This is a genomic window from Bacillus coreaensis, from assembly GCF_050586445.1.
Taxonomy (GTDB): Bacteria; Bacillota; Bacilli; order Bacillales; family Cytobacillaceae; genus Robertmurraya_A; species Robertmurraya_A coreaensis.
In genome coordinates this window covers 107,155-121,040 of sequence record NZ_JBOCCY010000010.1, presented here as the reverse complement: position 1 = coordinate 121,040, position 13,886 = coordinate 107,155, and the positions used below count along the sequence as shown (strand labels likewise).

Sequence of the window (13,886 nt, the reverse complement as noted above, 5' to 3'; positions counted from 1 at the left end):
GGAGATTCCTTTGGATACCGGTACACACGTTGTGATGGGATTAGCTTTAGGAGGACTTGCAACACTTGATCCCGTTGTAGCAAGCAGTTCTGCAACAGCCACTAGTGTCATGATTGCTACTCTTGTTGGCTCACAAGCTCCTGATATTGACACAGTATTAAAGCTTAGAAACAATGCCGTTTATATTCGTAACCACCGTGGAATCACACACTCCATTCCAGCTGTGTTGCTTTGGCCTTTAGCCATCACAGCTATTATTTATCCTATTTTTCCAGAAGCCAATTTACTTCACTTATGGCTTTGGACCTTTTTAGCTGTGTTTCTTCATGTCTTCGTTGATATTTTCAATGCATATGGTACGCAGGCGTTACGGCCGTTCTCTTCTAAATGGGTGGCGCTTGGTATTATTAACACGTTTGATCCATTTATTTTTGCGATGCATATTGTTGGCATAATTGCTTGGGTATTTGGAGCACATCCTGGTTATACGTTTATCGGTGTATATGCCGTCTTGGTTGCTTACTATATTTTTCGATTTATTACCCAGAGAAAGGTTTATCATGAGGTAAAAAAACTTGTTCCAGATGCAACAGACATCATTATTGCTCCAACGATGAAGTTTCACCAGTGGCGAATTGCTGTAATGAATAAAAACCAATTCTTTGTTGGACGTGCCCATGATAACAAAGTGCGTATCCTTGACCAATTTAAACGCGTTGCTGTCCCTGAGACCCCCGTTCTTGAAGCAGCAAAGCAAGATAAAAACCTTTCCGCTTTTCTATCGTTTTCTCCTGTTTATCGGTGGGAAGTGGATGAATATGATACGTATTACGAAGTACGTTTTATTGATCTACGGTATCGCAGTAACGGTCATTATCCATTTGTGGCCGTTGTTCAACTAGATCTTGAGCTTCAAATCCTTTCCTCTTATACTGGTTGGATCTTTAGTGAAGAAAAATTACGTAAAAAGCTGGATATTATCCCTGGATAACGAAAAGCGATGTCTTTAGTAGACATCGCTTTTTAATGTAGTTCATTTGGGTCCTGCTCTAATAGATGCTTATATTTCGGATTGGAAGCGACAAAATCATGAAGCTTATCACCATAATAATCGATCCATTGTCGAACAATTTTTTCAGTCATCTCACTCCCTCGGTAGGAGTAACCAGCTCTTGCTCTTGTTGTCTCGAAATCATCCCACAGTAGCTCCACCCAAGTCCGCGCCTGTCCGATAGAAAGATTGTCATTTTTTTCCAATAGTAATTCAATTAATTTTTGCTGATAATGTTCCATTCTTTTCACCTCTTTTCCAGTTATCGATATCCTCTGAGTAATGCATACTAATAGTGCTTGATTAATTCATCACTCATCTTGAGGAGGTAAAGCGATGCGAAATAAAGCAAAGGATTTTGCAAACCAAAACGGTAATAAATTTCAGGGCGAACCAAGGGCGAGACCTGAATTTGCTTCCAAAAGAGCGGATGGGACGATTAATACTCATCCACAAGAACGGATGAAAAATTCAAGTACTCGTAGTTAAATTAATTAACGGGAATCAGCTTGACTGGTTCCCTCTTTCCTTAGCATCGAAATTGGTAATGCCTCTTCCTGTTTGCTCCCTGCTAATCGGTATCCCCAAGCAAACACTCCGTTTAAGTAATCAATTTTAAAATAAGCGCCTGGATCGCCTTCAATTTCATATATATCACCAGGCTTAAAATCAGATGGATTCAACAAATAAGCTTTAGCCATGATAGCCTTTCTTTCTAATACGGCGTATTCATTTACCATCCCTAATTGTTCTGCTTTTCTTGCCTTCTCATTCAGTTTAGCTATTTCTTGATGTAATTCGAATTCAGAGAGTTCACTGTAACGTTTTTCTTTTTCCATCCCCAACCACCTGCTTCTTATGGTGTATTTTTGTATACGTAATGGTACCATAATATTATTCCAGACGAAAGGAAGAAACATATTGAAATCTGTAATTATCACAGGAGCTGGAACGGGCCTTGGTCGAGAGCTTGCCCTAAAGTATGGCAATGAAGGCTACCATCTTATTTTAGTTGGAAGGTCTGAAGAAACGTTATCAGTAGTAAGGGAGCAACTAAATAACGCTCATATTATGGTTATGGATATACGTAACAAACAGGAAGTAGACGAGAACATCAAATTCCTTCTAAAGGAATATAAAATAGTCGGAATAATTAATAATGCCGGGATTGGTTTCTTCGGGCCTTTTGAAAAAATAAAGGAAAATGAGATCGAGGAAATGCTTCAAACAAATGTACTCGGCACTATGTATATGACACAAGCGGTTCTCCCCAATATATGCGAATTAGACGGAAGCTTTGTTATGAATATCATTTCAACCGCTGGACTGCGGGGAAAAGTGAATGAGGCGGCCTATGTGGCTAGTAAATTTGCTATTCGAGGCTTTACTGAAAGCTTACAGAAGGAGTATGAAGAAAAACCGGTTCTTATTTCAGCAGTGTATATGGGTGGAATGAACACAGCTTTTTGGAAAGGTTCCGAGCATGTAAAAGACCCTTCCAAATTCCGTTCTCCATCAGAAGTGGCTGAGATTATTTTTTCACAAAAAGAAGAAGAAAGTATCGTCATCGAGTCCAAATAAACCATATTATTTGGACTCTAAATACTTTGTAATAGTATCAATGGTAAAACCTTTTCGATAAAGGGCCTGCCTCATTTTTTGCTCATACTCATAGCCAGTATATTTACTGTATTTTCGCTCCAATTTTTCTGCTTGATAACGTAATGACTCCATTTCTTCGTTATCGCTTGTTCCTTCAATTTGCTCTAAAGCCATTTTGTTGACCTCTGAGCTATATCCTTTTCTGAATAAAAGCTGTTCGATCTTTTGTTTCATGATTCTCTGTGATTCTTGTTTGTTTTTCTTCATATATTTCTCACATAAGGCAATAGCCTTTTCAAGCTGTAGTTCGAAGGGAAACTCATCAATTGCTTCAAGAATATGAGCTTCTGATATTCCCTTTTCCTTTAGTTCTCGCTTGATGACGGTTGGTCCTTTATCCGTCGTATTCATTTGTGTTCTTACATAGGCGAAAGCAAGCTGTTCGTCATTTAGGAATTGATATTCATTCAGCTTATGAATGACCTCTTGAATGATTACCTCATCCACTTCTTTTTCAACTAAATGCTTTCTTATTTCAGCTTCCGTTCTCATCATTCGCGCTAAATAATTTACTGCTGTGTTGTAAGCTTTTCGAATATCATCTGAATACGCTATTTCCGATAAAAGAAGTTCATCAAGCACCATGCCCTTTTTCAGGCTGTGTTTAATTAGTACATCCTCATCCACACTGAAACCATATTCTTCTCCTTTTCCATAATCAAGGAAAATATTATAGCGATCGGTTCGTTTTTTTTGAGCAGTAATTTTTGTAATTGTTGTCATCTTTATTCACCTCTTATAGTAATGTAGCACATTTGAGCACGCTGAAAATGAAGGCAATCGTGTAGAATATAAGTAAATGATTTTTTTAAAGGAGGAAAGCAGATGAAAATTGCCATTACGGGCGGGACTGGACTAGTTGGCAAAGCTCTTACTGAATCCCTGAGAGCGGACGGTCATGATCTTTTTATTTTAACGCGTAATCCCGAAAATGGGTATCAAAAGGGCGTCACTTATGTGAAATGGCTTTCTGAAGATGCGGATCCTGCAAGTGAGATTGAAGCTATTGATGTAATCATTAATCTTGCTGGTGAGTCCATTAATAGTGGACGTTGGTCAGATGAAAGGAAAGCGCGAATAGTAAATAGCAGAATAAGCGCAACGAACGAAGTAGTAGCTATTATTAAGTACTTAAAGCAAAAACCCAAATTACTTATTAATGCGAGTGGGATTGGTTTTTACGGTACCTCAACTGTTCATACATTTACTGAAGCAAACGAAAAAGCCGGTAATGATTTCCTTGCACAGACGGTGGAAAAATGGGAGGCTGCAACCCTAGAGGCTAGAGAACTTGGTGTTCGAACCGTATTTGCCCGCTTTGGAGTAATTTTAGACAAAAAGAATGGTGCTTTGCCAAGGATCGCTCTTCCTTATCATTTGTTTGCAGGAGGAACGGTTGGCTCTGGAGATCAATGGCTTTCTTGGATACATATAAAAGATGTCGTTCACGGAATTCGACATGTGATTGATTCTACTGACCTGTCTGGTCCTGTCAATTTTTGTGCTCCTGAGGCAGTGACGATGAAGAGTTTTGGAAAAACGCTTGGATCTGTTTTAAATCGCCCTCACTGGATTCCTGCCCCATCTTTTGCGCTTCAACTTTTACTTGGTGAAATGAGCATGCTTGTGCTAGAAGGACAAAGGGTTATTCCTGAAAAATTACTTAAGAGTGGGTTTTCGTTCACTTTTCCGACACTTCAAGAAGCTCTTCATAATATTTACTCATAAAAGAAGTATGCAAATGGAGTGTTAAGGTAAAAATTAGTAACGTGAATACTACCTTAATGAAAGGATGTTTTTTGAATGAGCGATAAAAAGAAAAAGGATAAGTCTAAAAGCACGTTGTCAAGCATGCAAGAGGTAACTTACTCACGAGAGTTCAAGCTTGCTGACCAAGCTGGAGGATTCTCAGGTAAAAAGTCGAGACATTAAACTTTTTCCATTCATAACAATGTCCGGGAAGGTAAAGGATAAAAGTACGGGAATATGTTACATTTCCGTACTTTTTTCTATGAAAGGGGCAGATGACATTGAGCAAAAAACAAACACTTCCACAAACACCAAAGAATTTGAAATCAGACGGGTTGGATGTAGAATTTAGCCGCGACCTAGCAGACCATGACGACTTAGAAGCAATGGCTCGTTCAAAAGCAGCAGATAAGCGTGCAAAAAGCGGGCAGAATCAAAAGTTCTAAGGAAAGATTAGAGTTGTGCACAACATTATCCACAATCCTGTGGATAATGTTAACAATTTATCTTAAATATGTATATAAAGGGCTCTCCCAACCAGCAGTTATTCACAACCCCTGTGCAAAACCGGGTGACAGACACCCTTCGTGGACACTTTATGCTGTTTTGTCCACGGAGGGTGTCTGTCACCGCTCGTGGACACTTTGGGTGGATTTGTCCACCAGTGATGGACATTCCTCTCATCTTCCTCTTGAAATATGAGCATGACACTAGTTTTCCTCTATGATAATATGATTCTTGTAGTTACATAAATTTAGTAACTCGAATTATTAACCAAAGGAGCTGAATTGTGCTATGAAAATCGAGTTGATTGATCGTTTTATTTCTTATGTTGTTATTGACACGCAATCAAATGACGAAAGTAACACCTGCCCTTCCACCCCTGGTCAGCTTACACTTGCCAATAAGCTTGTAGATGAACTAAAGTCGATCGGCCTAGAAGATGTTAGTATAGATACAAATGGCTATGTTATGGCCACCCTTCCAGCAAATTCAGATAAAGAGGTTCCAACGATTGGTTTCTTAGCTCATCTTGATACCGCGACAGATTTTACCGGCAACGGAGTGAATCCATTGCTTCACGAAAACTATGACGGCAACGACATCGTTCTCAACGAAGACCTACATATTGTCCTTTCACCAAAAGATTTTCCTAATTTAAAAAACTACATCGGACACCATTTAATTACAACCGATGGGACTACCTTACTTGGCGCTGATAACAAAGCGGGAATAGCTGAAATTATGACTGCAATGGCCTACTTAGTACAACACCCAGAGATTAAGCATGGAAAAATTCGTGTCGCGTTTACACCTGATGAGGAAATTGGACGTGGACCTCATAAATTTGATGTGGATAAATTCGCTGCCACATACGCCTATACAGTGGATGGAGGACCAATTGGAGAGCTTCAATATGAAAGCTTTAGTGCTGCTGCTGCAAAGATAGCAATTAAAGGAAATAATATACACCCAGGTACCGCTAAAGGTAAAATGGTTAATTCAGCTAAGATCGCCATGGAATTAAACAGCCTCCTTCCAAGTGAAGAAGCACCGGAATATACAGAGGGCTATGAAGGCTTCTACCATCTTCTCTCCTTCCATGGAGATGTTGAAAAGACCGTCCTTAGTTACATTATTCGAGATTTTGATCGCACAAGCTTCAATAATAGAAAAGCTTTGATGGAAAGAATTGTTACTGATTTAAATGAGAAGTACGGGCAAGGAAACATTGAGCTTGAGCTTCACGATCAATACTTCAATATGAGAGAAAAGATTGAACCGGTTAAAGAGATCGTTGATATTGCTCACGAGGCAATGACTAAGCTTGGCATTGAGCCGATTATCGAGCCCATTCGTGGAGGAACGGATGGTTCTCAACTTTCCTATATGGGTCTACCAACTCCAAATATTTTCACTGGCGGAGAGAACTTCCACGGGAAATTTGAGTTTATCTCCATTGACAACATGCTGAAAGCAACTAGTGTTATCGTTGAAATCGCTAGACTATTTGAAGAAAAAGCAAAATAAAAGATGACTGTCCATCCCACGTGGACAAATCAGCCTGATTTGTCCACGGATGGTGTCTGTCACCCTAATTTGTCATCTTAATTAATCAACCGCCTGGTCTATTAATCTTGAATGAAATCAATATTTCTTCCTTAGGATTGCTTCCTCATATCTTCTTTCTTTCTCCTTTTCATCCGTTTCCCTATCTTTTCATAGTAAAATATTCACATTTTTTCAACCTTTCTATGTAAGAATAATCAGTCACTTTTCCCTATAAACATTTTCAAATTATTCTGATATATTTGAATCACTCGTGTTACTAAATAATTGAAATTCTACATACCTTTTCAACTAGTAACATAGACCATAGGATGGAGGGAAAAATTTGAAAATTTCAAAAGTTATATCCTCAGCCGCTGCTTTGGCACTAAGTGTAGGGATGCTTTCTACCACTCTACCAACTAGTTCAAAAATAGCAGCAGAATCAGCAAGTGGTTCACACGCATCCCACTCACATGCAAGTGGTTCCCCATTTGACCTCGGAATTGCCAATGATGAGCGATTAATCAAAATGCTAAAAGCTTCAGGCAAAATCGCACAAAATGCAAGCCCAGCAGAGGCAGAAAAAGCTTTAAACATATTCCTACAAAACAAAGCAACATCAGCTGAAAAAGAAGCTGGTGAACTCCATGAAGAGGAAGCAGACGTTCGGACCGCTCTTCAAAAGGAAATGAAAACTTCTAGCTTAACCAAAGGAAATGGAAACAAGCTTGGTCAGACAAAGAAGCAATCCGTTGATTCGGTTCAAGAAGAAGCATGGGACGGGGGCATGAGAACAGATAAAGTACTTGTTGTGCTAATGGAATACCCTGATCTCCCTCACAATACACTTACTCCAGAAGAAACCGATATGTATTACGAAGGTGAAGAGGCATATTCTCAAGCTCACTATCAGGACATGCTTTTTGGAACAGGTGGATGGAAAGGTCCAGATGGCAAAACCTATGTATCTATGAAACAATATTATGAACAACAATCTGGTGGTAGCTACTCTGTCGAAGGTACGGTTGCTGGATGGTATCAAGCAAGCCAACCGGCTGCCTACTACGGTGGAAACGTCCCTACTCCAGATGGTAGCGATGCAAAGCCAAGAACCTTAATTGCTGAAGCACTAAATGCAGCAGCAGCAGATCCAAATGTTAATCTGGAAGAATATGACGAATGGGATCGTTACGACCTTGATGGCGATGGAGATTATCTTGAGCCAGACGGACTCGTTGACCATCTAATGGTGATTCACTCTGGTGTTGGTGAAGAAGCTGGCGGTGGAAAAATCGGTGGAGACGCGATTTGGTCACATCGTTGGAACCTGGGTGGAGTTTACCCGATTGCTGGAACAGAAGCTACTGTTCCTTATTGGGGTGGCACAATGGCTGCTTACGACTACACAGTTGAACCTGAAGACGGCGCAGTCGGAGTTATGGCTCACGAATTCGGCCACGATTTAGGCCTTCCAGATGAGTATGACACTCAGTACACAGGTAAAGGTGAACCAGTTGGTTACTGGTCTATTATGGCAAGCGGCAGCTGGGCGGGCGCTCTACCTGGTTCTATGCCAACCGGCTTTAGCCCATACATGAAAGAAATGCTACAAGCTTCTGCAGGTGGTAACTGGCAAACAGGTACTGAAATTGACATTGCAGAAGTATCTAAGGCAGGCGTTGAAGTCCTTCTTGATGAAGCAGCTTCAAAAGGTACGAATAACGATGTGTTAAAAGTAACACTTCCTGACAAAGAAACAGTCATTACTTCTCCATACAGTGGTGAATCAATGTATTTCTCAGGTAGCGCCAATGATTTAGATAACTCTTTATCTACTACTCTAGATTTAACAGATGCAACATCAGCTAAATTGACATTCAAAACATGGTACGACATCGAAGTTGATTGGGATTATGCTTCCGTTCAAGTTAATGGTGAATCAATTCCAGGAAACCTTACGACAACAACTGATCCACATGACCAAAACCCTGGGCATGGAATCACAGGTTCTTCTAATGGGAAATGGGTGGATGCAGAATTTGATTTATCAGCTTTCGTTGGTGAAGAAGTTGAACTTTCTATCAACTACTGGACTGATGTAGCTGCCGTACTTCCAGGTCTTTATGTAGACGACGTTGCAGTAAGTGTTAACGGCGAACAAGTTGTATTTGATGATGCTGAGGGAGAATCATCATTCGAATCTGACGGCTTTTCAAAATCAAATGGAGTTGTAACTTCCGAACATTACTACTTGCTGGAATGGCGCAGCCACAACGGCGTTGACGAAGGATTAGCAAATATTCGTCGTGGAGCTAGCTTAATGAGTTATGACCAAGGCTTAGTTGTTTGGTATGTGGATAAAAAGTACGATTCGAACTGGACAGGAATTCACCCTGGCGATGGTTTTGTTGGTGTCGTTGACGCGGATCAGCACACGAACTACTGGAGTGACGGTGCAGTTGGTTCTACTCGCTATCAAATTCACGATGCAGCCTTCAATGTTAATAAAACAGATAAAATGTTCTTAGATTACACTAGTACTCTAGGAATCACAATGAAAGATAATTTTACTCAACGCTCTCCATTATTCGATGACAGTGTAGATTATTCAAACGAAGGTTTGGTTGATGCTGGACGTAACGTACCTCAATTCGGTTTAAAAGTTCGCGTAATTGGCCAAAGCTCTGATGGCACAGTTGGTAAGATTCTTCTGTTTAAATAATAACTAAGACGGACGATGGAGTGTGCTCCATCGTCTTTTTTTGTCGTGCTTCCATTTTTTTCTGAAAATTAAAATCCTTTTTGATATGATGAATGTAAAGATTCAAACTACTTTACGGAGGCCATTTATGGAACGTTTGACTGACCATTTAATTGTCATTTCGTTTGATTGCTTATCAAGCCTAGATTTTCCTCTTCTAAAAGCACTACCAAATTTTCAAAAGCTATTAAGAAATAGCTCCTACTGTAAAAATGTGAAGACGATTTACCCCTCTGTTACGTATCCATGTCACGCAACAATCGTTACTGGAAAACTACCTAAGAATCATGGAATTATTAATAACACCTTACTCCAGCCTGGAAAGGACTCTCCAGATTGGTATTGGTACAGAAGAGATATCCAAGGAACTACCTTGTATGACGAAGCAAAACAACAAGGAATGAGTACAGCTGCTCTTCTTTGGCCTGTTACAGCAAAAGCAAATATTGACTATAATATGCCCGAGATATTCGCCAATCGTCGATGGCATCACCAAATTCCTGTTTCCTTAATGAACGGAAGCTCGCTTTATCAGCTTGAAATGAACAAAAAATTCGGCCATATCAGAAAGGGACTTTCCCAGCCAGATCTCGATGACTTTGTACTTGAAGCTGCTGTTGAAACCATTCGTATAAAAAAGCCAAACCTAATGCTGATCCATTTTACCGATCTTGACACGAATCGGCATGAAACTGGTTTTTCATCAAAAGAAGCAATTTCAGCGATTAAACGACACGACCAAAGACTCGGCCGAATAATGGATGCCCTACAGTCAGCAGGAATTTTTCAACAATCTACTATTATCGCATTAGGCGATCACAGCGCCCTCGATGAGTCTAAAGTGATAAAACCTAACGTACTTTTTCGTGAGCAGGGTTTTCTACAAGTAGGGAAAAATAATCAAGTGATCCACTGGAAGGCATACTGCAAAAGCTGTGATGGATCTGCATATATCTATATTAAGGATCATGACCAAGAGACGTTGACACGTGTTCATGAATTACTGGACCGTTCTGAAATCGAAGCCATCTGGACTTCAAAAGAAGCTTCTCAATTCGGGGCAGACCCAAATTGCAGCTTAATGATAGAAGCAGCTAGAGGGTACTACTTTCATGAATCACTTGAAGGTGCTTTTATTGATGAAGTTACAGAAACAGACGTTGCATCAAAAAAGTATACAAAAGCTTGCCATGGCTATTCACCAGAAAAAAGTGATTACAATACCCTCTTCATTGCAAGTGGGAATGGAATTCGAACCGGCCAAGCCATCACAACCATGCGACTTATCGATGAAGGTCCAACTCTAGCTCGCCTCCTTGGACTCGACCTAGGAGCAGTTGATGGGAGAATGCTAGAAGAGATACTAATAATGTAAAACATTTGTAAAAATAGTTCCAAACCTAATCTATGAAGCTATTTTTATGTGAAAATGGAAGTAACTACCTAAGGGGGAATCTTATGAAGCGCTTTACCAGAGAAGAGAAAAGCTGGATTATGTATGATTGGGCAAGCTCTGCTTATTCTATCATTATCTCTACTGCTGTCTTTCCACTGTTTTATAAGGCAGCAGCTAATAACTCCGGAATTGATGCAGCCGATTCAACGGCGTATTTAGGCTATACCATTGCAATTGCAACATCCATCCTTGCTCTACTAGCTCCTATATTAGGTACCATTGCAGATTATCAAGGCTTTAAGAAAAAGTTTTTCACCTTCTTTGTGGCATTAGGGATCTCAATGACTGCAGCATTAGCCTTTGTCCCAAGTGATCAATGGCTATGGCTTTTAATTTTTTACACGATTGCCGTAATCGGTTCGTCCGGTTCGAATGTGTTTTATGATGCCTTTTTAGTTGATGTTGCCACAGAGGACCGAATGAGTCGTGTGTCTGCACGTGGGTTTAGTCTTGGATATATTGGAAGTACCATCCCTTTTATCATTAGTATTGCGATTATTATGCTTGCACAATCTGAGATTATTCCCATCTCTACCACTTCAGCAAGTCAAATCTCATTTGTTATTACCGCTCTTTGGTGGGGCTTATTTTCGATACCAATATTCAAAAATGTACATCAAATCTATTACATTCCTCGTGACCCTAAGCCTGTTGTAAGTAGCTTTAAAAGGCTAGCTGAAACCTTTAAGGAAATTAAAAAGTATCGGGCATTATTCTTGTTTTTACTAGCGTATTTCTTTTACATTGATGGAGTTGGGACCATTATTACGATGTCAACTGCATATGGAACAGATCTAGGTATTGGTTCTACAACACTATTAATCGTATTATTTGTTACCCAAGTTGTTGCTGCTCCCTTTGCGATTCTATATGGGAAGCTTGCTGAAAAGTTTTCTGAGAAAAAGATGCTTTACGTTGGAATCGTGGTCTATATCATTGTTTGCGTTTATGCGTTCTTTCTTGAGACAGCCACTGATTTCTGGATACTGGCCATGCTTGTTGCCTCATCGCAAGGTGGAATTCAAGCCTTAAGTCGATCATATTTTGCAAAGCTTGTACCAAAGGAACGGTCTAATGAATTTTTTGGTTTCTACAATATTTTTGGGAAATTCGCCTCAATTATGGGGCCACTACTTGTTGCAGCAACTGCACAAATAACAGGTCATACAAGCAGTGGTGTTTTCAGCCTCGTAATCTTATTTATTATTGGTCTTGTGATATTAACAAAAGTACCTGAACCAAAGTCTTTATAATCATGAAAACCCACCAACTGGTGGGTTTTCTCGTGATTAAATCTTGAATCCAGCTGTTAGTTCTCGTAAATTTTTAGCCATTTTAGACAACTGTTCGGTTGTTCCCTCTATATTGGTCATTGTAGCAAGTTGTTCTGAAATACTTGTACGAATTTGATCAGTACCTGTAGCGGTTTCTCCTGCTGTCTGTGCTAAATTACTCATTGCCATTTCCATTTCATTCGTTGATAATGCTTGTTTTTCGGCAGCTGCATCAATTTGGTTAATCTCATGTAAAATCTCTTGAATATGAGAAATAATATGTTGAATGGCATCAGATACGTCATTAGATTTCTCGACTCCAGCGGTTACCAACTCCTCTACTTCTAGAACTGACGAGACGGCTGAAGATGTTTTCACTTGATTTTCCTGTACTAAATTTGAGATTTGTAAAGCTGCCCGATTACTTTCGTCTGCAAGCTTACGAATTTCATCCGCAACAACACTGAAACCTTTCCCCGCTTCTCCAGCTCGTGCTGCTTCAATCGCTGCATTCAACGCTAACAAATTCGTTTGAGCAGAGATACCTGTAATGATCTGAATGAAATCACTAATTTTGTTTGAAGAGGTATTCAACTCATTAATAACTATGGTCACGTCCTTTGACGATGCAGCAATATTTGAGATAGAAGATACGACTTCCGTTATCTTTTTTGAGCCATTTACAGCTGCCTCATGAACCAATCTAGTATTATCAGCTGTTTGTTTCGTTGCTTTTGAAGTACGACTAGAGAAGCTTGCCATTTCAATTAAATTACTCGTTGTTTCCTCCATTACCGCCGCACTTTGTGAAGTACCAGATGCAATTTCTGAAACCGTATAAGTGATTTGCTCAAGTGATTTTGTCGTTTCACTAGTTGCATCTGTTAACTGATCACTTGATTCTGAAATGGTTTCAGCGGATCCAGCTACTTCTTTTATAATTTTTTGAAGCTTTTCTACAAAGGTATCAAAACTTTTGCTTAGCTCACCAATCTCATCTTTACTATGGTAACCAATACGGGCCGTAAGATCTCCGTTACTTTCAGAGATTTCCTTGAGCTTAGATGTAACTCTTCTTGTAGGGATGCTGATAGATCTAGCAATAAAAATGGAAAGCAATAAGGTCGTCACAAATGCTATTGCTATCACAATAATCGTGATTATTAAAGTCGTCTTGTATACAGTCTCACTCTCGTTATACGTGTTTTCAGCTTGTGCAATTTGTAGATTGATGATTTTATCAAGTGCACTTACTGATTCCGTTTTTGTTGAATCTAATAACACCATTTCCTGAGGGGGGCCTTGACTTTCTATATTGGTCTCCGTCTGCTCCTGTTCACTTCCTACCCCATCGCTTTCGAGAAAAGATGTTATCGCCTCTATATACTCATTGTAGCTAGACATAAATTCATTGTAGTTACTATTATTCTTATATTCTTCTAAACTTTCATTTGTACTGGCAATTTGTACTACGATTTCATCTTGAATCGATTGCATCTCTTCCTCATCACCACTAGTATCCTTAAGTGAATTGGCTAGAGTTCTTATGTATTCAATATCGGATTTAATGGACTCCAGCTTGACGATAGGTACGAGATTTTCATTATTAAGCTTTTGAATATTCGAGTTCACTTCTGAAATTTGAACAAGGGACGTTACTCCACTTATAATAAGAAAAATAAAAAAGCTAACTGTGAGAACAGCAATTTTCTGTCCAAATTTGAGGTTTTTCAATAGATTCATTGTTTTTTCTTCCTTCCACGACTATTTCATATAGGTCATTCTAACTAAAGAATGTTTCTATATTAAAAAGGAAGTATGAAAAAAGTATGAACAAAAAAAGCTTGAAGTCCTGGCTCCAAGCTTTTCGGTCCATATTAA

General features: G+C 39.4%; 14 protein-coding genes and 1 pseudogene. 10 read left to right on the top strand and 5 right to left on the bottom strand.

Annotation, left to right across the window (positions count from 1 at the left end; all coding sequences use genetic code 11):
- The first annotated feature begins 10 nt into the window (after positions 1-10).
- Positions 11-991, top strand: a complete 981-nt coding sequence (locus ACQ5H4_RS15885) for a metal-dependent hydrolase (protein ID WP_430775981.1) — start codon at positions 11-13, stop codon at positions 989-991.
- Positions 992-1,023: 32 nt separating this feature from the next.
- On the opposite strand, the gene ACQ5H4_RS15880 is transcribed toward ACQ5H4_RS15885, so the two are convergent.
- Entirely contained in the window at positions 1,024-1,293 is a 270-nt protein-coding gene (locus ACQ5H4_RS15880; protein ID WP_430775980.1) for a YfhJ family protein, read from the bottom strand.
- Positions 1,294-1,387: 94 nt separating this feature from the next.
- Between ACQ5H4_RS15880 and ACQ5H4_RS15875 the strand changes: the two genes are divergently transcribed.
- Positions 1,388-1,540: a small, acid-soluble spore protein K gene (locus tag ACQ5H4_RS15875; RefSeq protein WP_430775979.1), complete on the top strand. Its 153-nt coding sequence runs from the start codon at positions 1,388-1,390 to the stop codon at positions 1,538-1,540.
- A 5-nt stretch (positions 1,541-1,545) separates the two neighbouring features.
- Here the strand turns inward: ACQ5H4_RS15875 and ACQ5H4_RS15870 are convergent, their stop codons facing one another.
- Positions 1,546-1,890 (bottom strand): YfhH family protein, encoded by a 345-nt coding sequence (locus tag ACQ5H4_RS15870; RefSeq protein ID WP_430775978.1) that lies wholly within the window; start codon positions 1,888-1,890, stop codon positions 1,546-1,548.
- 82 nt (positions 1,891-1,972) lie between these two features.
- Between ACQ5H4_RS15870 and ACQ5H4_RS15865 the strand changes: the two genes are divergently transcribed.
- Positions 1,973-2,632, top strand: coding sequence for an SDR family NAD(P)-dependent oxidoreductase (locus ACQ5H4_RS15865; protein WP_430775977.1), 660 nt, complete (start codon positions 1,973-1,975; stop codon positions 2,630-2,632).
- Between the two features lie 6 nt (positions 2,633-2,638).
- Here ACQ5H4_RS15865 and recX read toward each other — a convergent pair whose 3' ends face one another.
- A complete protein-coding gene (recX, locus tag ACQ5H4_RS15860; RefSeq protein ID WP_430775976.1) occupies positions 2,639-3,436 on the bottom strand; it encodes a recombination regulator RecX in 798 nt (265 codons plus the stop codon).
- Positions 3,437-3,538: 102 nt separating this feature from the next.
- Here recX and ACQ5H4_RS15855 point away from each other — a divergent pair, with 102 nt between their 5' ends.
- From ACQ5H4_RS15855 to ACQ5H4_RS15825, 7 genes are all read left to right on the top strand, one after another.
- Positions 3,539-4,441: a TIGR01777 family oxidoreductase gene (locus ACQ5H4_RS15855; protein WP_430775975.1), complete on the top strand. Its 903-nt coding sequence runs from the start codon at positions 3,539-3,541 to the stop codon at positions 4,439-4,441.
- A gap of 75 nt (positions 4,442-4,516) precedes the next feature.
- On the top strand, positions 4,517-4,645 hold the full coding sequence (locus ACQ5H4_RS15850; RefSeq protein WP_084362114.1) for a YfhE family protein: 129 nt from the start codon (positions 4,517-4,519) through the stop codon (positions 4,643-4,645).
- Between the two features lie 92 nt (positions 4,646-4,737).
- Entirely contained in the window at positions 4,738-4,908 is a 171-nt protein-coding gene (locus ACQ5H4_RS15845; RefSeq protein ID WP_430775974.1) for a YfhD family protein, read from the top strand.
- Between the two features lie 349 nt (positions 4,909-5,257).
- Positions 5,258-6,493 carry a peptidase T gene (gene pepT / locus ACQ5H4_RS15840; protein WP_430775973.1) on the top strand — a complete coding sequence of 412 codons (1,236 nt, stop codon included), beginning with the start codon at positions 5,258-5,260 and terminating at the stop codon, positions 6,491-6,493.
- A gap of 418 nt (positions 6,494-6,911) precedes the next feature.
- Positions 6,912-9,236: an immune inhibitor A domain-containing protein gene (locus ACQ5H4_RS15835; protein ID WP_430776006.1), complete on the top strand. Its 2,325-nt coding sequence runs from the start codon at positions 6,912-6,914 to the stop codon at positions 9,234-9,236.
- Positions 9,237-9,363: 127 nt separating this feature from the next.
- Positions 9,364-10,650, top strand: coding sequence for an alkaline phosphatase family protein (locus tag ACQ5H4_RS15830; RefSeq protein WP_430775972.1), 1,287 nt, complete (start codon positions 9,364-9,366; stop codon positions 10,648-10,650).
- 83 nt (positions 10,651-10,733) lie between these two features.
- Positions 10,734-11,984 (top strand): MFS transporter, encoded by a 1,251-nt coding sequence (locus tag ACQ5H4_RS15825; RefSeq protein ID WP_430775971.1) that lies wholly within the window; start codon positions 10,734-10,736, stop codon positions 11,982-11,984.
- Positions 11,985-12,020: 36 nt separating this feature from the next.
- On the opposite strand, the gene ACQ5H4_RS15820 is transcribed toward ACQ5H4_RS15825, so the two are convergent.
- Together ACQ5H4_RS15820 and ACQ5H4_RS15815 are read right to left on the bottom strand one after the other, a co-directional pair.
- Positions 12,021-12,830: a methyl-accepting chemotaxis protein gene (locus ACQ5H4_RS15820; RefSeq protein ID WP_430776005.1), complete on the bottom strand. Its 810-nt coding sequence runs from the start codon at positions 12,828-12,830 to the stop codon at positions 12,021-12,023.
- Positions 12,831-12,962: 132 nt separating this feature from the next.
- Positions 12,963-13,748 (bottom strand): annotated as a pseudogene (locus tag ACQ5H4_RS15815) (MCP four helix bundle domain-containing protein); the annotation flags it as partial.
- Positions 13,749-13,886 lie beyond the last annotated feature (138 nt).